This window comes from Bifidobacterium biavatii DSM 23969 (assembly GCF_000741165.1).
GTDB classification, from domain to species: domain Bacteria; phylum Actinomycetota; class Actinomycetes; order Actinomycetales; family Bifidobacteriaceae; genus Bifidobacterium; species Bifidobacterium biavatii.
The window spans coordinates 44,572-64,169 of record NZ_JGYN01000008.1 but is presented as its reverse complement, the minus strand read 5'-3'; the positions used below and the strand labels follow the sequence as shown (position 1 = coordinate 64,169).

General features: G+C 63.8%; 17 protein-coding genes. 16 read left to right on the top strand and 1 reads right to left on the bottom strand.

Translation table 11 applies throughout. The features are described 5' to 3' along the window. The first annotated feature begins 52 nt into the window (after positions 1–52). From uvrC to BBIA_RS03950, 13 genes are all read left to right on the top strand, one after another. Positions 53–2,383 carry an excinuclease ABC subunit UvrC gene (gene uvrC / locus BBIA_RS04010; protein WP_033493647.1) on the top strand — a complete coding sequence of 777 codons (2,331 nt, stop codon included), beginning with the start codon at positions 53–55 and terminating at the stop codon, positions 2,381–2,383. A gap of 178 nt (positions 2,384–2,561) precedes the next feature. Further along, on the top strand, positions 2,562–3,518 hold the full coding sequence (locus tag BBIA_RS04005) for a shikimate dehydrogenase family protein (protein WP_033493649.1): 957 nt from the start codon (positions 2,562–2,564) through the stop codon (positions 3,516–3,518). A 53-nt stretch (positions 3,519–3,571) separates the two neighbouring features. Next, a complete protein-coding gene (gene rapZ / locus BBIA_RS04000; protein WP_051923768.1) occupies positions 3,572–4,483 on the top strand; it encodes an RNase adapter RapZ in 912 nt (303 codons plus the stop codon). A 202-nt stretch (positions 4,484–4,685) separates the two neighbouring features. Continuing rightward, positions 4,686–5,633 carry a DNA-binding protein WhiA gene (whiA, locus tag BBIA_RS03995; RefSeq protein WP_033493653.1) on the top strand — a complete coding sequence of 316 codons (948 nt, stop codon included), beginning with the start codon at positions 4,686–4,688 and terminating at the stop codon, positions 5,631–5,633. Between the two features lie 168 nt (positions 5,634–5,801). Continuing rightward, the gene (locus tag BBIA_RS03990) at positions 5,802–7,007 is read left to right on the top strand and encodes a phosphoglycerate kinase (RefSeq protein ID WP_033493655.1); all 1,206 of its coding nucleotides are present in this window, start codon (positions 5,802–5,804) and stop codon (positions 7,005–7,007) included. Between the two features lie 102 nt (positions 7,008–7,109). After that, entirely contained in the window at positions 7,110–7,907 is a 798-nt protein-coding gene (tpiA, locus tag BBIA_RS03985) for a triose-phosphate isomerase (protein WP_033493657.1), read from the top strand. Positions 7,908–8,015: 108 nt separating this feature from the next. Next, positions 8,016–8,264, top strand: a complete 249-nt coding sequence (gene secG, locus BBIA_RS03980; protein WP_033493659.1) for a preprotein translocase subunit SecG — start codon at positions 8,016–8,018, stop codon at positions 8,262–8,264. A gap of 137 nt (positions 8,265–8,401) precedes the next feature. Next, the gene (locus BBIA_RS03975; protein ID WP_033493661.1) at positions 8,402–9,352 is read left to right on the top strand and encodes an L-lactate dehydrogenase; all 951 of its coding nucleotides are present in this window, start codon (positions 8,402–8,404) and stop codon (positions 9,350–9,352) included. Next, entirely contained in the window at positions 9,349–10,254 is a 906-nt protein-coding gene (locus BBIA_RS03970) for an HAD family hydrolase (RefSeq protein WP_081891966.1), read from the top strand. Before BBIA_RS03975 ends, BBIA_RS03970 begins: the two co-directional genes overlap by 4 nt. Before the next feature lie 154 nt (positions 10,255–10,408). Beyond that, positions 10,409–11,179 (top strand): imidazole glycerol phosphate synthase subunit HisF, encoded by a 771-nt coding sequence (hisF, locus tag BBIA_RS03965; RefSeq protein WP_033493663.1) that lies wholly within the window; start codon positions 10,409–10,411, stop codon positions 11,177–11,179. 87 nt (positions 11,180–11,266) lie between these two features. Then, complete coding sequence (gene hisI, locus BBIA_RS03960; RefSeq protein ID WP_051923752.1) at positions 11,267–11,704, top strand: phosphoribosyl-AMP cyclohydrolase; 438 nt, start codon at positions 11,267–11,269, stop codon at positions 11,702–11,704. Then, complete coding sequence (locus BBIA_RS03955; RefSeq protein WP_033493665.1) at positions 11,701–13,257, top strand: anthranilate synthase component I; 1,557 nt, start codon at positions 11,701–11,703, stop codon at positions 13,255–13,257. The genes hisI and BBIA_RS03955 overlap by 4 nt, the downstream gene beginning before the upstream one ends. 382 nt (positions 13,258–13,639) lie before the next feature. Beyond that, complete coding sequence (locus BBIA_RS03950) at positions 13,640–14,257, top strand: DUF1287 domain-containing protein (protein ID WP_156103667.1); 618 nt, start codon at positions 13,640–13,642, stop codon at positions 14,255–14,257. Positions 14,258–14,294: 37 nt separating this feature from the next. On the opposite strand, the gene BBIA_RS03945 is transcribed toward BBIA_RS03950, so the two are convergent. After that, positions 14,295–15,050 carry a hypothetical protein gene (locus BBIA_RS03945; protein WP_051923751.1) on the bottom strand — a complete coding sequence of 252 codons (756 nt, stop codon included), beginning with the start codon at positions 15,048–15,050 and terminating at the stop codon, positions 14,295–14,297. A gap of 483 nt (positions 15,051–15,533) precedes the next feature. On the opposite strand from BBIA_RS03945, the gene BBIA_RS03940 reads away from it, so the two are divergent. The 3 genes from BBIA_RS03940 to lgt all read left to right on the top strand — a co-directional run bounded on the left by BBIA_RS03940 (position 15,534) and on the right by lgt (position 19,569). Further along, a complete protein-coding gene (locus BBIA_RS03940; RefSeq protein WP_033493668.1) occupies positions 15,534–17,621 on the top strand; it encodes a bifunctional indole-3-glycerol phosphate synthase/tryptophan synthase subunit beta in 2,088 nt (695 codons plus the stop codon). A 21-nt stretch (positions 17,622–17,642) separates the two neighbouring features. After that, the gene (gene trpA, locus BBIA_RS03935) at positions 17,643–18,512 is read left to right on the top strand and encodes a tryptophan synthase subunit alpha (RefSeq protein WP_033493669.1); all 870 of its coding nucleotides are present in this window, start codon (positions 17,643–17,645) and stop codon (positions 18,510–18,512) included. 118 nt (positions 18,513–18,630) lie between these two features. Further along, a complete protein-coding gene (lgt, locus tag BBIA_RS03930) occupies positions 18,631–19,569 on the top strand; it encodes a prolipoprotein diacylglyceryl transferase (RefSeq protein WP_033493670.1) in 939 nt (312 codons plus the stop codon). The last annotated feature ends 29 nt before the right edge of the window (positions 19,570–19,598 follow it).

Genomic DNA, 19,598 nt, shown 5'->3' with positions numbered 1-19,598 from the left:
GACCCCACGCTCGTTTGCAGCCTCGACTTACGTTTTTCTCTGAGGAACCAACATGACCAATGACATTGAACGGCATGCGCCGGATGTGTGGCGCAGGACTGCGGACGCCTTGCAGAAGGATATGGTCGGCGTCGACACGTCCGCGGGCGTCAACAAGAACGGGGCTCCGTTGCTGGGGGACACCCGCGACCTGTTCCGTCCGAAGACGGGAGATATTCCGGCGCAGCCAGGTGTGTACAAATGGCGCGACGGCGAGGGCCGCGTGATCTACGTGGGCAAGGCGAAAAGCCTGCGCAACCGTCTGACCAACTATTTCCAGCCGCTATACCTGCTGCACCCGCGCACGCAGACCATGGTGCTCACCGCGCGCAGCCTCGAGTGGACAGTGGTCGGCACCGAGCTCGAGGCGCTCACGCTCGAATACACGTGGATCAAGGAATTCGACCCGCGGTTCAACGTGCAGTTCCGCGACGACAAAACCTACCCGTATCTGGCGGTCTCGGCGGGGGAGCGGTTCCCGCGTGTGTGGGTGACGCGCAGTCGCAAACGGCGGGACACCCGCTATTTTGGCCCCTACGCGAAGGTATGGGAGCTGCGCAAATCGCTCGACCGCTTGTTGCGGACCTTCCCCGTGCGTACCTGCGCCGAGGGAGTGTATCGCAAGGCCGAACTGACGGGCCGGCCCTGCCTGCTCGCATCCATCGGCAAATGCTCCGCGCCATGCGTCGGACGCATCGACGCGGCGGAACACCGGCGCATGTGCGAGCGTCTGGTCGGCGTGATGACCGGACGGCTCGGCAAATCATACGTCGCGCAGCTCGCGCGAGACATGAAGACAGCCAGCGCCGAACTCGAATTCGAGAAAGCGGCCCGGCTACGCGACGAAATCCAGATGCTGCAAACCGTCATGCAGCAGAACGCGGTCGTGTTCGACCAGGACGTGGACGCCGACATGTTTGGCATGGCGTCCGACGAACTGGAGGCGTCAGTGCATGCGTTCATCGTTCGCGACGGTTCGATCCGCGGCGAACGCAACTGGAGCGTCGAACGGGTCGAAGACGTGGACGACGCCGAACTGATCGCAGACCTCATCGTGCAGGTCTACGCGGATGCCGGCGCGGATACGACCGCAAACGGATTTGTCAACCGGATTGAGGAACGTCGAGACGCAATAGGATCGACGCAGTCGCTGACCGCCACCGATGCCGCATCACGCGCGCAGGCGACACGTGAACGGCATGAACGGCAGGAACAGACCGGTCGTGCGGACTTGTTGGCACCGGTCTCGCCGATACCGCGTGAAGTGATCGTGCCGGTCGAACCGGCTCGCCGCGAAGAACTCGAATCATGGCTGGGCGGGCTGCGCGGTGCTGCGGTGACGATCCGCACCGCCAGTCGTGGCGAAAAGAAAGCGCTGATGGACCGTGCCGCGGAAAACGCTGGACAGGCGCTGCAACGCAGCAAGATGAGCCGCATTAGCGACATGGGCGCCCGGTCGGATGCCATGAACGACGTGGCGAAGGCGTTGGGTCTCTCGCAGGCCCCCCTGCGCATCGAATGCTACGACATTTCCAACACCGTCGGCGGCGCATACCAGGTCGCTTCGATGGTGGTGTTCGAAGACGCGATCGCCAAAAAGTCCGAATACCGCCGCTTCGCCATCCGGGGCAAGGACGGCAACGGCGCAGTCGACGATCTGAGCGCCCTCTACGAGACGCTGACCAGAAGGTTCCGTCACGGCAACATCGCCGGCGACTCCGGCGATAGCATGGACAACGAGCGCCGCGAACGAGACGCCCTTACTATGGCGAATTCCTCAACTTCGGCACGAGACGTCGGCAATGTCGATGCCGATATCAGTGTTCAAAACGATATTGGCAGTGATAAGACGTCCGAAGCAGTGGTGCAGCAGAACACTGACCGGCGCAGGTTCGCCTACAAGCCGAACCTGATCGTTGTCGACGGCGGACAGCCACAGGTCATGGCCGCAGCCAAGGCTCTGGCTGACTGCGGCGTGGACGACGTGGCACTGTGCGGGCTGGCCAAGAGGCTTGAGGAAGTGTGGGTGCCGGACGACGATTATCCGATCATCCTCAAACGCCAGTCGCAGGGCATGTACCTGCTGCAGCGGGTGCGCGACGAATCGCACCGCTTCGCCATCACCTACCATCGGCAGACGCGCCGCAAGGGCGCGCTGCGCTCCGCGTTGGACGACATTCCAGGTATCGGCGAAGCATACCAGAAACGCCTGCTTGCACGATTCGGTTCGGTGCGCGCCATGAGAGAGGCCACGGTCGAAGACCTGGAACAGGTCAAAGGCATTGGGCATGCCAAGGCTGAGGCGATATACCGCGCATTGCATACGCAGGAACAGGACGGTTGAACCGCAACGGGAACGAGGGATGCTTCGCAGTGAACAATACAGACGTGAGGGAGTAAAGAGGAGATCCACGAAAGGTACCGGACGGCAAGGCCTTTACTATTTTGGAGATCGCCTCGAACGAATGGTCGTCGGTCGGCGTTCGGTACGGTACGATGAATGAGGATGTGAAGGAGGGGTTATGACCCAGGTCAATCACCGTTGCGCGGTACTCGGCAAGCCCATCGCCCACTCGTTGTCCCCGGTGCTGCATGAGGCCGCGTACAAGGCTCTCGGCCTCGACGATTGGGCATACGAACGTCACGAAGTGGGTGAAACCGATCTCAAAAGATTCCTTGACGACCTCGACCCGACATGGCGAGGACTCAGCCTGACCATGCCGCTCAAGAAAACCGTGCAGCCATACGGTACTCCGAAGGACGCGTGGGCCAAATCCCTCAAGGTCGCCAACACGGCGGTGTTCGACTGGTCCCATGCGGCGGAACACGACGGCAAACCGGATATCGCCCTGTACAACACCGACGTGCCGGGCATTATCTATGCCTTCGGCCACGCCTGCGACGTGAGCGACGGGCCGTCGCTCGAAGAACGCGACCTCAAACGCGCGACGGTGATCGGCAATGGCAACACGGCCGCATCGGCCGCCTGCGCGATCGCTGTCATGCTGGCGTCCTCGGGCAACGGGGAAGAGCGTGGCAGAGGCGAAATCACGGTGGCCGCACGTCACCCGGGCAAGAACCCGGACATTACGCGCATCGTTGCCGAAGAGGACAGTGCGGACCTGCGCGAAGTCGATCTGGAACAGGCTGTCGAATCGCTGCGCGGTGCGGACATCGCCGTCAGCACGATTCCGGGCCATGCGGCCGACGTGATCGCCGAAACCATCGAAACCGACGACTCGTTCTTCCCCCGCGGCATCCTGCTCGACGTGGTCTACGACCCGCGTCCCAGCGCGCTTATCCGCGCATGGCGGGCCAAGGGCGGTCTGGCTCTGGGAGGCGAGGAAATGCTGCTGTATCAGGCCATCCTGCAGGTGCGTCTCATGACCGGAGCGGAAGGCGAAGCCGCTCTCGCCGGCCGGGATCCGATGACGACATTGGAACCGCCCATGCGGCGGGCGCTTGAGGAGGCATTGTGATGGACGGGGCCAAAACCAACGGAGCCGATACGGCCAACGGTGCGGATGCACACATGAACGACAGTCTTCCAGAACCGGCCGACGGTTTCGAAGTCCTGCTCATCACCGGCATGTCCGGTGCGGGACGTTCCCATGCGGCCGACAGTGTGGAGGACATGGGGTGGTACGTGGTCGACAACCTGCCGCCGAAACTGCTCGTCCCGCTGGTCGACATGATGACGCAGGGCGGCGGCAGATCCGGCAACGGCGTACACAAGCTCGCTGCCGTCATCGACGTGAGGTCGCGCGAATACTTCGACGACCTGTCCGCGGTGCTCAGTCACCTGGACGATCTGGGCGTCAAAACCCGTATCTTGTTCCTCGACGCCAGCAACGACGTGCTCATCAAGCGCTATGAATCCGTGCGTCGCCCGCATCCGCTGCAGAGGGGCAACCGCCTCATTGACGGCATCAAGGAGGAACGCGCGCTGCTGATGAACCTCAAAGAGCGCGCCGATATGGTGATCGACACGTCCGCGCTGAGCATTCACCAGCTATCGACCAAACTGTACGAGGCGATGCTCGGTTCCGGCCCGAAGACCGTTGCCGTGCACATCTTCAGCTTCGGATTCAAATACGGCATTCCACTCGACGCCGATTTCGTGGCCGACGTGCGCTTTCTGCCGAACCCGTTCTGGGTGCCCAGCCTGCGCGAACTGACCGGACAGGACAAGCCGGTGGCTGACTACGTGCTCTCCAGCAAGGGGGCGGCGGAGTTCCTTAACGCTTATGAGCGCGCGATCCTTGTCGCATTGGAAGGATATGCGCAGGAGGACAAGCATTTCGTCACCATCGCCATCGGCTGCACGGGAGGCCAGCACCGTTCGGTGGCCATGAGCGAAGCACTGGCCTCGCGTCTGCGCGCGCACGGTCTGGAAGTGAGCGTCTCAGCCCGGGAACTGCAACGGCGAAGGAATGAGCGGTAGTGTGGCGACAGTGTTTGACGTTTGACCGCATCTTTGGCAATCGTATCGATGGCCACATAGCGGGCCAAAGCTGTCCAATGGACGGGCAAACATGATTGGCTTGTCCAAGTGATTCGGTATCACAGTAAGCCGGCGGCAAGGCATGGTTCATGCCCGGCAACCGGCCAAGCATTGAGGAGAACGGGACATAGGAGGTTGGCTCTTGGCTCTTCTGGATGATGTCAAAAGCGAACTCGCCGCAATCGATAATGAATTGCCCGCCGCCAAAAAGGCGCAGGCCACGGCGATGATCCGCTTCGGCGGCGGCTTGAAGCTCGTGCAACGCCAGATCATCGTGCAGGCGCAGTTCGATTCGTTGGAAGCCGCGAAGTGGCTTCAGGACACCATCAAGGATCTGTACGGCCATGAGGCGGTGCTCACCCAAGTCTCCCGCCAGACGCCCAACGGCGTCGTGCAGCGCTATCTGATCCATGTCGACCGCGGCGGCGCGGCCCTCGCCCTGCAGACCGGTCTGCTCGACCGTCGCAAGCAGTTGGTGCGGGGTCTGCCCGCGGAAATCGTCAACGGCAACATCGCGCAGGTCAAGGCTGCGTGGCGTGGAGCTTTCCTGGCGCACGGCGGCCTGTCCGACCCGGGCAAGGCCAGCTATCTGGAAATCACCTGCCCCTGCAACGAGGCAGCCCTCGCGCTGGCCGGCATCGCCCGGCGTCTCGGCATCAGCGCCAAGCCGCGCCAGCTGCGCAGCTCCGAACGCGTCACGCTTAAGGATCCGGATGCGATCGAACGCATGCTCAATCTCATGGGCGCACCCCGTTCTGCCCGCGAATGGACCGGCAAGCGTTCCGACGGCGAGGCTCGCGGCAAGGCGAACCGCCTCGCGAATTTCGACGACGCGAACATGCGCCGCAGCGCCAAGGCTGCCGCGGAGGCGAGCGAAAAGGTCCGCAAGGCTTTCGAGATCCTCGGCGACGACATCCCGGACAATCTCAAGGCCGCCGGCCAGCTGCGCCTCGACCACGGCGACGCCAGTCTCGAGGAGCTGGGACGTCTGTCCGATCCGCCTATCACCAAGGACGCCATCGCAGGACGCATCCGCCGTCTGCTGCAGCTTGCGGACAAAACCGCCAAGGCTCGCGGCCAGTCGCTGTAACCTGATTTTCTGAATTTTTCAATACGCGAAACACCGCCTCGCATTATGCGAATGGCGGTGTTTTTGTTCGTTCTGGCCTGTATTATCACTAGTGGCGTATCCACGTCACCACTCTTCCCGTGCTACGGAGCGTCATGCGACGCAGCACGCGGTTAGGAAAGGATATTCATGAAGACACTCAAGGATCTTGGAGATCTCAAGGGCAAGCGCGTCCTGGTTCGCGCCGATTTCAACGTTCCGCTGGACGGCACCACGATCACCGATGACGGCCGCATCAAGGCCGCCCTGCCGACCATCAAGACGCTGCGCGAAGAAGGCGCTAAGGTCATTCTGATGGCCCACCTCGGCCGCCCGAAGGGCAAGGTCGTCCCCGAGCTGTCCCTGGCTCCGGTCGCCGCCCGTCTCGGCGAGCTGCTTGGCGTCAACGTGCCGCTGGCCAAGGACACCTACGGCGAGGATGCCCAGGCCAAGGTCGCCGCCATGAACTACGGTGACGTGGTGCTGCTCGAGAACGTGCGATTCAACCCGGAGGAGACCAGTAAGGATCCGGCCGAGCGCGCCGCCTACGCCAAGAAGATCGCCGCCCTCGGTGAAGCCTTCGTCTCCGACGGCTTCGGTGTCGTGCACCGTGCGCAGGGCTCCAACTACGACGTGGCCGCCGATCTGCCGGCCGCCGCTGGCCTGCTGGTCGAGAAGGAAGTCAAGGCCCTGTCCAAGGCCACCGAGAACCCGGAGCGTCCGTTCACCGTCGTGCTCGGCGGCTCCAAGGTCTCCGACAAGCTCGGCGTCATCGAGAACCTGCTCGACAAGGCCAACCGCCTCGTCATCGGCGGCGGCATGGTGTTCACCTTCCTCAAGGCCAAGGGCTACGAGGTCGGCACCTCCCTGCTTGAAGAGGATCAGCTCGACAAGGTCAAGGGCTACATCGAGACCGCCGAGAAGAACAACGTCGAACTCGTGCTGCCGACCGACATCGTCGTGAACCCGGGCTTCCCGAAGTCCGACGCCGACGTCGCCCCGGAGGTCGTTCCGGCCGACGCCATCCCGGCCGACAAGATGGGCCTCGACATCGGCCCGGAGTCCCAGAAGCTGTTCCACGACAAGATCGTCGACTCCAAGACCGTCGTGTGGAACGGCCCGATGGGCGTGTTCGAGATCGCAGCCTTCGCCGACGGCACCCGTGCCGTGGCCCAGGGTCTGGTCGACGCGACCAAGGCCGGCGCGTTCACCATCGTCGGCGGCGGCGACTCCGCCTCCGCGGTGCGCAACCTCGGTTTCCCGGAGGATGGCTTCTCGCACATCTCCACCGGTGGCGGCGCCTCCCTCGAGTTCCTTGAGGGCAAGGAGCTGCCGGGCCTGAAGGTGCTCGACTGAGAATGATCTGAACGTCGCGCCCCTCTTCGCGGAGGGGCGCTTCGTTTTGTGAACAACACACATCGCATCCGAGAACGGATCCTACGGGAAGGGAACAACGGCATGGCGTCGCGCACACCGCTGGTGGCGGGCAACTGGAAGATGCACTTCGACCATCTGGAAGCCACCTATTTCGTGCAGAAACTCGCGTGGCTGCTCCGCGACGCGCACTTCGACTACAAGCGCTGCGAAGTCGCCCTGATGCCGTCGTTCACCGCGCTGCGCAGCGTGCAGGTGCTTGTCGAAGCCGACAGGCTGCCCATCCGCTACGGCGCGCAGTCCGTGTCCGTCACCACGCAGGGCGCGTTCACCGGCGACGTGTCCGCCGACATGATCGCCGCGCTCGGCTGCCGCTACGTCATCGTCGGTCATTCCGAACGGCGCAAGTATCATCCCGAAGACGACGCGAACATCGTCGATCAGGTGCGCGCCGTGCTCGCCGCCGGCATGCAGCCCATCCTGTGCGTCGGCGAAAGCTTCGAGGAACGCCGGCAGGGCATCGAACTCGACTTCGCGGTCGGCCAGGTCCACGACGTGACACGCGACCTGTCCAGTGATCAGGCCGCCAAACTCGTCATCGCCTACGAGCCGGTATGGGCCATCGGCACCGGCATGGTCGCCACACCGGAATCCGCGCAGGACGCGGCCAAGGCGATACGCGACGATCTTGCGGCCACGTTCAGCCGCGACGTCGCCGACGGCGTGCGCATCCTGTACGGCGGTTCCGTCTCGTCGAAGAACGCGGTCGAACTCATCGGCGAGCCGGACGTCGACGGCTTCCTGATCGGCGGGGCCGCGCTCGACGCCGACGAACTCGCGAAAATCGCCCGCATGACGCTCAAGGCGACGTCCGGACGCTGAACATGGCCGAACGTAGCCGCGATTTCGGCGGTTTCGCCCCGTTGTTCACCACCTTGGGGTATGGTATAGGACAGCACTTTATGAATTGGAGGTTCGCCCGTGTCCGCTATGGCCATCGTTAAGCTCGTGCTGCAGATCATTCTCGTCGTCTTCAGCCTGCTGCTCACCCTGCTCATCCTCATGCACAAGGGTAAGGGCGGCGGTCTGTCCGACATGTTCGGCGGCGGCCTCACCCAGAACGCAGGCTCCTCCGGCGTGGCGGAAAAGAACCTGAACCGCTGGACCGTCATCATTGCGCTGCTGTGGGTCGCGATCATCATCGCCCTCGGCCTGATGGCGAAGTTCAACCTCGTCTGATCGCCGTTCATCCGCAATGAGTTCGTCATGAGCCATGACCGCTTCGGTCATGGCTCATTTTCGTGTCAGGACATCCCGCCGCGCAATTCCATGACAGAATATCGGTGGCATACCGTTAGGAAAGGAAACGCAACCACATGGTCACCATGAACCGCAACAAGGTCGTCATCGTCGGCACCGGGCAGGTCGGCTCCACCGCCGCGTTCGGCATCGTCACACACGGCCTGTGCAACGAGCTCGTGCTCATCGACCACTTCGCGTCCAAGGCGTTGGGCGAGGCGCACGATCTCGACGACGGCAGCGAATTCCAGGACCGTCACGTCAAGGTGCGTGCCGGTGATTACGCCGACTGCAAGGACGCCGACATCGTCGTCATCACCGTGGGGCGCAAGCCGCCGGCGAATTCGACGCGTCTGGCCGAACTTGGCTTCACCATCGGCCTCGTCGGCGACGTGGTCGACAACGTCATGGCCTCCGGCTTCGACGGCGTGATCGTCATGGTGTCCAACCCGGTCGACGTGATGGCCTGGTACGCGTGGAAGCGTTCCGGCCTGCCGCGCACGCAGGTGCTCGGCACCGGCACGGCGCTCGACACGTCGCGGCTGAAAACCATCATCGGCGAGGAAACCGGCCTCGACCCGCGCAACGTGGGCGGCTTCGTCATGGGTGAGCATGGCGACTCGCAGTTCACCGCGTGGTCCACCGTCTCGCTCGGCGGCAAGCCGTTCGCGCGTTTCCTTGCGGACAACCAGGATCGTTTCGCGTCGGTGTCCACTGAGGAGATCGAGGCGAAGACGCGCATGCGCGGCAACGAGATCGTCGCCGCGAAGGGCGGCACGAACTTCGGCATCGCGTCCACGGTCGCCGGCATCGTGCAGACGATCCTGTGGGACGAACGTCGCATCGTGCCCGTGTCCACGCTGCTCGACGGCGAATACGGCGAGCATGACGTGTTCCTCGGCGTGCCGACGGAACTGCGTGCGAATGGCGCGAACGAAATCGTCGAACTCGATCTGGCCGACGACGAACTCGCCAAACTGCATCGTTCGGCCGACATCGTCCGCTCGTACTGCGAGGGCCTGCTGTGACGGCCGCGGAACGTGCGGGCCGTGCAAACCGAACGGACCAGCCGCAGAACAGCCGCGACGACGTCCGGCTCGTCGTTGCCGATCTCGACGGCACGCTGCTGCACGGCGGCGCCACGTTCGAGGAACGGTACATCACCGACCGTTCGGTCGAGACCATCGAGCGGCTGCACGACGCCGGCTACCTGTTCGCGATCGCCACGGCCCGTCCGGTGAGCACCGGACTCGCGTTCGCCGACAGGCTTCCGGCCGACGCGGTGATCTATCTCAACGGCGCGCTCATCGACTTCGATCCGGCGCATTCCGACTTCGACCTGCTCACCGGCGCGCGGCCGGCCGCGGAGGGGCATCTGGAGAAGATCGGTTTCCCGTCGTCTCGCGCGTGCGAGGTGTGCCGGGGCTTCCTGCGCGAACTGCCGGGCCTCAAGGTCGGCATCGTGATGGACGACGTGCGGTATACGAACTTTGATGTGAGCGTCTACTGGAAGACGCAGACGTGGCGCCTCACCGACTTTGCCGACGGCGACGTTCCCGACGGCATCGCCGACAAGATCATCGTCTTCCCCGACGCCGAACAATGGAAGGCGTTGGAAACGCTGGTGCCGGACGATTTCGACGTGCACATTTCCGAAGGCACGATGTGGATGCTCATGAGCCCGCTGGCCAACAAGGAGCATGCGCTGCGCATCGTGTGTGGCCGGCTCGGCGTGCCGTTGGCGCAGACCGTCGCGTTCGGCGACGACGTGATCGACATCGCGATGATGCGCGAGGCCGGACTCGGCGTGGCCGTGGCGAACGCGAACCCGGACGTGCTGGCGATCGCCGACGAAACCTGCCCGGCGAACGATGACGACGGCGTGGCCCGTTGGATCGAGGAGCGTCTGCTGTCAGGGACGCGCGACTGACCGAACGAAGGACATGACGCATGCGACGGCGGTCCGTCTGCTCGCGATTCGCGAAGTTCATGCGATTCCGCCAAATGGAATCGCATGAACCGGCTGTAACGGCGGCACGCTAACCTGTATGGCGGTAAGGCAACCGCACGGAACAGGAGTGAATATGTCGCTGGCCATTCGAGTCATCCCATGCTTGGACGTCGATGCGGGACGCGTGGTCAAGGGCGTGCACTTCGAGAATCTGCGCGACGCCGGCGACCCGGTGGAGCTGGCCGCCGAATACTATCGTCAGGGCGCCGACGAACTCACGTTCCTCGATGTGACCGCGTCCAGCTCGCACCGGCAGACCATGGTCGACGTGGTCGCGCGCACGGCCGAGCAGATTTTCATCCCGCTCACCGTCGGTGGTGGTGTGCGCACGCCCGAAGATGTCGACTCGCTGCTGCGTTGCGGCGCGGACAAGGTGGGCGTCAACACGGCCGCGATCAACGATCCGACGCTGATCAGCCGCGTTGCCGACAGGTTCGGCAATCAGGTGCTCGTGCTGTCCGTCGACGCCCGCCGCGAGCGGGGCGAGCAGCACACGCAGTCCGGTTTCGAGGTGACCACGATGGGCGGTCGCAAGTCGACCGGCATCGACGCGATCTGGTGGGTCAAGCGTGCCGAGGAGCTGGGCGCGGGGGAGATCCTGCTCAATTCGATGGACGCCGACGGCACGCAGCAGGGCTTCGATCTGGAAATGATCCGTGCCGTGCGCAAGGAAGTGAACATTCCGATCATCGCTTCCGGCGGCGCGGGCAAGGCCGCCGATTTCCCGCCGGCGATCGAGGCCGGTGCGGACGCGGTGCTCGCCGCGTCGATCTTCCACTACGGCAAGGTCACCATCGGCGAGGTCAAGGACGAGCTGCGACGCGCAGGCTATACCGTGCGCTGAGACGAGCGCGTCATCGATCGGCCTCTGCAGCTTGGACTAGGCCGCCACAGACATCGCATAACTGAACGAAAAGGACACACAACAGTCATGGAATACGACAACAGCACGACGCTCGACCCGCGCATCGCCGAACGCCTCAAGCGCGACGCCAAGGGCTTGGTCGCCGCGGTCATCCAGCAGTACGACACGCACGAGGTGCTCATGGTCGGCTACATGAACGACGAGGCGCTGCGCCGCACGCTCACGACCGGGCGGGTCACGTTCTGGTCAAGGTCGCGGCAGGAATACTGGCGCAAGGGCGACACGTCCGGTCACATGCAGTACGTCAAGTCCGTCTCACTCGACTGCGACGGCGACGCGTTGCTCGTCGAGGTCGATCAGGTGGGCGCCGCCTGCCACACTGGCAAGCGCAGCTGTTTCCTCGAAGGCGGCCCGCTGCCGTGCGTCGAGGGGCATCGCACTCCCGACCAGGCGGAACAATCGGCAGCTGACAAGGCCGGCAAGGAACAGGAGGAACAGGCATGAGCGAATGCAGCGTCGAACATCTGACATGGGGCGCGACCTGGCCGAGCCGCGAACAGTTCCACGAATTGGCCGACGAGGGCTATCGCGTGATCCCGATCGTGCGCCGGCTGCTCGCCGACTCGCTCACCCCGGTCGGCTTCTATGAGCGGCTCGCTGGCGGACGAACCGGTACGTTCATCCTCGAATCGGCCGAATACGGCGGCACGTGGAGCCGCTACAGCTTCATCGGCGTGCGGTCGATGGCGCAGCTGCGCTCCAACGGGGGCAAGGCAGACTGGCTGGGCAAGGTGCCGGCCGGCGTGCCGACCAGCGGCGACGTGATCGAAGTTGCGCATGCTGCGCTCAAAACGCTCAAGGCCCCGCACGTCGCCGGCTTGCCAAACCTGACCAGCGGTCTGGTCGGCACGGTCGGGTGGGACGCCATCCGCCATTGGGAGCCGACGTTGCGCGCCGAAGCCCCGAACGAGACCGGTCAGCCGGAAACCGTGCTCGCGCTGGCGACCGACATCGCCGTGGTCGACCATGTTTCCGGTTCCGTGTGGCTGATCGCGAACGCGGTGAACGTGGACGACAAGCCGACGCGCGCCGACGCCGCCTACGACGAGGCCGTCGCGCGCCTCGACCGCATGCAGTGCGACGCGGCGACCCCCACCGTGGGCGAGGCCCGCGTCAACGTCCTCGACGAGTCCGTGCCGCAGCCGCCGCTGCGCTTCCGCACGGAGAAAAGCCATTACGAGCAGGCCGTCGAGGCCGCCAAGCGGCACATCGTCGACGGCGACGTGTTCCAGGTCGTCATCTCGCAGCGGCTCGACATCGACTCGCCGGCCGATCCGTTCGACGTGTACCGCGTCCTGCGCACGCTCAACCCGAGCCCGTACATGTACTTCATGACGCTCACCGACGCACAGGGCCGCGATTTCAACGTGATCGGCTCCAGCCCCGAAACGCTCATCAAGGTCGACAACGGCCACGCAATGACGTTCCCGATCGCCGGTTCGCGCCCCCGCGGCAAAACCCCGGAGGAGGATGCGCGTCTCGCCAAGGAATTGCTCGCCGATCCGAAGGAACGCAGCGAGCACATCATGCTCGTCGATCTGGCGCGCAACGATCTGAGCCGCGTGTGCGATCCGACGACCGTCGAGGTCGTCTCGCTCATGGACATCAAGCGGTTCAGCCACATCATGCACATCTGCTCGACCGTCACTGGCCGTGTGGACCCGCATCTGACCGCGTTCGACGTGTTCACGTCCGCATTCCCCGCCGGCACGCTGTCCGGCGCGCCCAAGCCGCGCGCGATCGAGATCATCGACGAGTTGGAGCCGGCCGACCGCGGCATCTACGGCGGCACCGTCGGCTACTTCGACTTCTCCGGCAACCTCGACATGGCCATCGCGATCCGCACCGCGTTCATCCGCGACCATGAGGCGAGTGTGCAGGCCGGAGCCGGCATCGTGCTCGACTCCGTGCCCGCGACCGAATGGCAGGAGACGCGCAACAAGGCCGAGGCGAGCGTCGAGGCGGTGAAGATCGCCGCGCAGCTGCGCGAGCTGTGACGCTGCTCGGATTCGTCGAGGGGCCGATGCGGCGCCGGCCGAATCGGGCGAGACCGTGAACGGGTCCGTGCCGGCCATACAGTTTTTCTGTATGGCCGGCACGGACCCGTTCGCATGAGGAGTACAGTATGGTCCGACTGCGGACCCGGAAGCGGCGGAAGGATGATGTCATGGCGCGACGCATTGCGGAACAGGACGGTCAGGGCCACAACGGTCCCATTGACGTTCGTGCACGGCGTGGCCGTCGTCGAGGACTCGGATTGGTGCTCGTCATGCTGCTGACCGCCGCGATCGTCGGTGCCGGCGCGATTGCTGTACGCCATATGACCGGCATGCGTGGCAGTCGCTGCTGCAGTCGTCAGCTGGCGGTGAATCGTCGGTTATGCCGCAAGCTGACAGCGAACGCAAGTACCCGCGCAAGGCGAGTTCCATCGACTTCAACGGCAACGGCGTCGACGACTACGCCGACATCGTAGCCGGTGCACGAGCCGATGCAAACAACCATCCGCGCTATGACAGTGGCTACTATGAGGGCGGCTATCCGCCGGCTGATCGCGGCGCGTGCACCGACACGGTGTGGCGCGCGTTCCGTCAAGCCGGCTACGATCTCAAGGCCATGGTCGACGCCGATATCGCCTCTGATCCGGAGTCCTATGCCGCGGTCGCGCCCAAACCGGATCCGAACATCGATTTCCGCCGCACCGGCGTGCTCGACGTATTCCTTTCCAAATACGCGCAGACACTCACCACGGACATTGCGGATCATGCGCAATGGCAGGGCGGCGACATCGTGGTGTTCGAAACCAACCGCCACATCGGCGTGATCTCGGACAAGCGCGACCGCGATGGCACGCCGTACGTCATCCACAACATGGGCCAGCGGCAGCGCGAAAACGACTATCTCGCGTTCCGCCGCCACATGTCCGTCACCGGCCACTATCGGTTCGATGCTTCGAAGGTGCCTCAGGACGTGCTCAAGGCTTGGCAGGGAAGCCGATAGTTTCCGCGCTCGGGATCACTCGTCTCCATCGTTCGTCTTAGGCCCGGCTGCCTCGCGTTCCATCATGCAGCAGTGCCTCGGTGTCCTCCCAATCAAGTCCGGTGTCCTTTGCTCGTCCGTAGAAGAATCGGACCAGCCCCGGAAAATCGGTCCGGTAGGAGCCGAAAGCGTCGATGACCGCCAGTCTGGTTTTCGGAGAATCAGGCCTTCGCGCCTCGTAGATCGAAATCGCGCACGGGCGCCATGAACCGCGTACTTTGGCGATTCGCGTGACGATCATGCCGCCTCGGGCGCCGTCGTATTCCGCCGCCTTGCCCGGCGCCGACACGGTGTACTCGCCGCCGTTCATCGCATCCTCAAGCCGCATGGTTCTGCGTGCGGCGCTGGCGTTGCGGATCCAGAACACGGATGTGAAATTGGTGTCATCCGTTTCGCTCATGTCGTCAAGCTGACGGTCGGATATCTTTCCGTCGTTGTGCAGCACCCGTGCCAAGGCGAGATACGGCGACATGCCGTCGTCGTACTGGTTGATTTCGAGTTGTTCGCCGTCGGAGCCGGACAGTCCTATGCGCCTGTCGAAGGCCAGCCAGTCCCAGAACATCCATTCGATGAAATGCAGCGTGTCCTTCGAATGCTTTTTGAACGGGTGCAGGTTCACTTCGCTGTAGAACATTCGCCGTGATTCCTCGTAGAATTCCGGTGCGTGCACCTTGAGCGTGTCGGCCACGTCTTTCGTGTCCAGCATCGCCGGAGCTGTCTCTTCGTCGTCGATGCCGATCATCGTGCTCGTCATGGTCGTTTTTCCTTTCCGAATACCGCCAACCGTGTCGTTTGCGGTGTGGCACACTGTATGGGCAATATCGCTTCCGCGCAATCGAATTCGACAAAAAAGTGGATATGTGGAGAAAAAAACGTCATGACGAGAATGCAAACGTGGGCTATGAATTGCGCCATTCGGCGAGTGATTTGAACATGTGTTGCATATCCGGTGCAACTCTTGAAATATACTGAAACTTCAACGAAAGTATCTTCATTGAAGGATGGGTTCCGTGAATGGTAATGATGCCATTTGCAGATTCCGCTACCCATTTTGCATCGCGACACGCCAAAAATGTGCATACGATTGCAATTTGACGGTCGGCGCCGGTCTGTTCTCCGACGACGGTCTGCGTCAGATGCGTGCGGCCTGGCCGCCCAGAATGTAGGACGACGAAGGCGCTTGTCGGACACGGTGGCTTACAGTGACGCATGATCGACCACGAACAAAGGGAGGATCATGTCGGTTCTGGACGAATTGGTGGCGGGCGCACTGGAGGACCAGCAGACCCGCGAGCGCACCGTGTCGCTTGATGATGTGAGGAAGGCCGCGCTGGCGGCCCCGGCCCCGATCGACGCGAAGCGATGGCTCAAGCGCGCCGACGGCATCCCGGTGATCGCCGAAATCAAGCGCGCGTCCCCGTCCAAGGGCCATCTGAGCGACATTCCCGATCCGGCCGCGCTGGCCCGCGAATACGAGGCCGGCGGCGCGAGCGCGATCTCCGTGCTCACCGAAGGCCGCAGGTTCCTCGGTTCGCTCGACGATCTTGACAAGGTGCGCGCCGCCGTGCATATTCCGGTGCTGCGCAAGGATTTCATCGTCACTGACTATCAGATCTTCGAGGCGCGCGCCCACGGCGCCGATCTGGTGCTGCTGATCGTCGCCGCGCTCGACGACGCGAAGCTCAGGCACCTGCTCGACCTCGCGCACGAGCTGGGCATGACCGTGCTCGTCGAGACGCACACGCGCGAGGAGATCGAACGCGCGATCGCGGCGGGCGCGAAGGTGATCGGCATCAACGCGCGCAACCTCAAGGATCTCAAGGTCGACGTGAACAAATACAACGAGCTGGCGGCGAACCTGCCGGACGACGTGATCCGCGTCGCCGAGTCCGGCGTGTTCGGCGCGGTGGAGGTCGAGGACTACGGCCGTGCCGGCGCCGACGCGGTGCTGGTGGGCGAGGGCGTGGCCACGGCCGCCGATCATGAACTTGCAGTGGAACGACTAGTAAAGGCAGGAGCAAGAGTGAAAGCATCCGAAACCACTCCGTTAAGCGAGCATCAGGGACCGTACTGGGGTCAGTTCGGCGGCCGGTACGTGCCCGAGGCGCTCATCACCGCGCTGGACGAGCTGGAGCGTGTCTACGACGAGGCCAAGGCCGATCCGGAATTCCACAAGGAGTTCATGACGCTGCAGCAGCGCTACGTCGGCCGTCCCAGCCCGCTGACCGAAGCGCCGCGCTTCGCCGAGCTGGTCAAGGCCAAGACCGGCCTTGACGCGCGCATCTTCCTCAAGCGCGAGGATCTCAACCACACCGGCGCGCACAAGATCAACAACGCGCTCGGCCAGGCGCTGCTCGTCAAGCGCATGGGCAAGACGCGCGTGATCGCCGAAACCGGAGCTGGCCAGCATGGCGTGGCCACCGCGACCGTGTGCGCGATGCTCGGCCTCAAGTGCCGCATCTACATGGGCCAGATCGACGCCCGCCGTCAGGCGCTCAACGTCGCCCGCATGCGCATGCTCGGTGCCGAGGTCGTGGAGGTCACGCTTGGCGACAAGATTCTGAAGGACGCGATCAACGAGGCGCTGCGCGACTGGGTCACCAACGTCAAGGACACGCACTATCTGCTCGGCACAGTCGCCGGCCCGCACCCGTTCCCGGCGATGGTGCGCGACTTCCAGAAGATCATCGGCGAGGAAGCCAAGGAACAGCTCAAGGACTGGTACGGTATCGACCATCCGGACGCGATCTGCGCGTGCGTCGGCGGTGGTTCGAACGCGATCGGCATCATGAACGCGTTCCTCGACGACGAGCGCGTGAACCTGTACGGCTACGAGGCGGGCGGCAACGGCCCCGAATCCGGGCGCCACGCGATCCGCTTCGCTCCCGGCACGGGCCAGCTCGGCATGTTCCAGGGCGCGAAGAGCTACCTGCTGGAAACCGACGAAGGCCAGACGCTCGACACGTACTCGATCTCCGCCGGCCTCGACTACGCGTCCGTCGGCCCGGAGCACGCGTGGCTCAAGGATATCGGCCGCGTGAACTACAGCTGGGCGACCGACGACGAGGCGATGAACGCGTTCCGCGACCTGAGCCAGACCGAGGGCATCATCCCCGCCATCGAAAGCTCGCACGCGGTCGCCGGCGCGTACAAGGCCGCCGCCGACCTCAAGGCGAAGGGCTACGACAAGGCCGTGATGATCGTCAACATCTCCGGCCGCGGCGACAAGGACATGGCCACCGCCGGCAAGTGGTTCGGCTATTTGACCGACGAGCAGGCGGCCGCGCTCGACGTGACCGGCGCGCACGGCGACAACGTGGCCTGAGGAACGAGGGGAGAACATACCATGACGAATACAGCAACCACGCCGTCCGGACAGCCGCTCGGCATCAGCCACAAGCCCAGCCGCACCGAGGCGATGTTCGACGCGTTCAAGGCGGAGAACAAGCCCGCGTTCATCGGCTACCTGCCGTACGGCTTCCCGAACCCGGATGTTTCGCTCGATGCGCTGCGCACCATGGTCGAGCACGGCGTCGACGCGGTTGAGATCGGCCTGCCGTACTCCGACCCAGTGATGGACGGTCCGGTCATCCAGGCCGCCAGCCAGATCGCCCTGAACAACGGCGAAAGCATCCACGGCGTGTTCAAGGCCGTGGAAACCGTGGCGAAGGCGGGCGGTGTGCCGCTTATCATGAGCTACTGGAACCTCATCTACCACTACGGCGTCGAACGGTTCGCCCGCGACTTCGAAAACGCGGGAGGTGCGGGACTTATCACCCCGGACCTCATCCCGGACGAGGCGGGGGAGTGGATCGAAGCGTCCGACCGCCACGGTCTCGACCGTATCTTCCTCGTGTCCCCCGACTCGGCCGACGAACGTCTTGAGGTCGTGGCGAAGAACGCGCGCGGATTCGTGTACGCCGCGGCCCGCATGGGCGTGACCGGCGAACGTGCGACGATCGACGCATCCCCCGAAACGCTGGTCGAACGCACCCGCAAGGCGGGCGCGAAGAACGTGTGCGTCGGCATTGGCGTGTCCACGCCGGAACAGGGCGCGAAGGTCGGCGCGTACGCGGACGGCGTGATCGTCGGATCCGCACTCGTGCACACGCTGCTGAACGATGACAACCGCACCGCCAAGGACCCGGCCGAAGGGCTGAAGGATCTCGCTGCGAAGGCCGAATCGCTCGCCGAAGGCATCCACAACGCGCGATAGCCCGCAACGGACGAACGTGTTCGTGTCCGGAAGGAACCTGCGCTCAATCATGCGGATTCCTTCCGGACTGGGGTAGGATGACAGCGGCATACACGAGTAGAGAGGCGAGCATCATACGATGAACTTGGCTTATATTCCGTCACCGACGTTCTCATATTTCCAGATCGGCCCGGTGACCATCCGCATGTACGCGATCTGCATCCTCATCGGCATTTTCGCAGCCGTCACGATTCTCACCAAACGCTGGAAGCGGCTCGGCGGCACGTTCGACCAGGTGCTCGACACCACGCTGGTCGCCGTGCCGTGCGGGCTCGTCGGCGCGCGCCTGTACCACTGCATCACCACGCCCGATCAGTACTTCCCGCCCACCGGCAACCTCGTCAACATCCTCAAGGTGTGGGAAGGTGGCATGGCGATCTTCGGCGGCATTTCCGTCGGCGCGCTGGCCGCGTTCCTGTGGTGCCGGCACAAGCGCTACCCGTTCGCGCTGTTCGCCGATGCCCTGGCTCCCGGACTCATGGTCGCGCAGGCCATCGGACGTCTCGGCAACTGGTTCAACCAGGAGCTGTACGGCAAGCCGACGACCCTGCCGTGGGGTCTGAAGCTCAACGATGCGGACGCAATCGGCAAAACCGAGATCTGCTACAACGGTCAGGCGTGCCCGACTGGCACGCTGTTCCACCCGACGTTCCTGTACGAGCTGATCTGGAATCTGATCGGCGCGGCGCTCATCGTGTGGATCGGCCACAAGCTGTGGGGCACGCTCAAGGCCGGCCAGCAGTTCGCCATGTATCTGATGTGGTACGGTCTCGGCCGCACGTGGATCGAAATGATCCGCATCAACTACTCCACGATTATCCTCGGCCTACGCATCAACGTGTGGACCGCGATCCTGTGCTTCATCCTCGGCTGCATCCTGTTCGTCGTGCTCTGGCGCTTCGGCGGGGATTCGGAACAGCTGTCCCGCCGGCTCACCGCGGTCACCGCAGACGAGCTGGAACGCGAGTCCATGGCCGAAGCGCAAGCCGACGCCTCGCGCAAGAAGAACAATCAGTGAACAACCGCGACGAGCGCAACGCGGCGTCG

Coding starts and splice junctions, on each gene's coding strand:
- uvrC (WP_033493647.1), top strand. CDS start 53: ATGACCAATGACATTGAACGGCATGCGCCGGATGTGTGGCGCAGGACT.
- BBIA_RS04005 (WP_033493649.1), top strand. CDS start 2,562: ATGACCCAGGTCAATCACCGTTGCGCGGTACTCGGCAAGCCCATCGCC.
- rapZ (WP_051923768.1), top strand. CDS start 3,572: ATGAACGACAGTCTTCCAGAACCGGCCGACGGTTTCGAAGTCCTGCTC.
- BBIA_RS03990 (WP_033493655.1), top strand. CDS start 5,802: ATGAAGACACTCAAGGATCTTGGAGATCTCAAGGGCAAGCGCGTCCTG.
- tpiA (WP_033493657.1), top strand. CDS start 7,110: ATGGCGTCGCGCACACCGCTGGTGGCGGGCAACTGGAAGATGCACTTC.
- secG (WP_033493659.1), top strand. CDS start 8,016: ATGGCCATCGTTAAGCTCGTGCTGCAGATCATTCTCGTCGTCTTCAGC.
- BBIA_RS03975 (WP_033493661.1), top strand. CDS start 8,402: ATGGTCACCATGAACCGCAACAAGGTCGTCATCGTCGGCACCGGGCAG.
- hisF (WP_033493663.1), top strand. CDS start 10,409: ATGTCGCTGGCCATTCGAGTCATCCCATGCTTGGACGTCGATGCGGGA.
- hisI (WP_051923752.1), top strand. CDS start 11,267: ATGGAATACGACAACAGCACGACGCTCGACCCGCGCATCGCCGAACGC.
- BBIA_RS03955 (WP_033493665.1), top strand. CDS start 11,701: ATGAGCGAATGCAGCGTCGAACATCTGACATGGGGCGCGACCTGGCCG.
- BBIA_RS03950 (WP_156103667.1), top strand. CDS start 13,640: ATGCCGCAAGCTGACAGCGAACGCAAGTACCCGCGCAAGGCGAGTTCC.
- BBIA_RS03945 (WP_051923751.1), bottom strand. CDS start 15,050: ATGACGAGCACGATGATCGGCATCGACGACGAAGAGACAGCTCCGGCG.
- BBIA_RS03940 (WP_033493668.1), top strand. CDS start 15,534: ATGTCGGTTCTGGACGAATTGGTGGCGGGCGCACTGGAGGACCAGCAG.
- trpA (WP_033493669.1), top strand. CDS start 17,643: ATGACGAATACAGCAACCACGCCGTCCGGACAGCCGCTCGGCATCAGC.
- lgt (WP_033493670.1), top strand. CDS start 18,631: ATGAACTTGGCTTATATTCCGTCACCGACGTTCTCATATTTCCAGATC.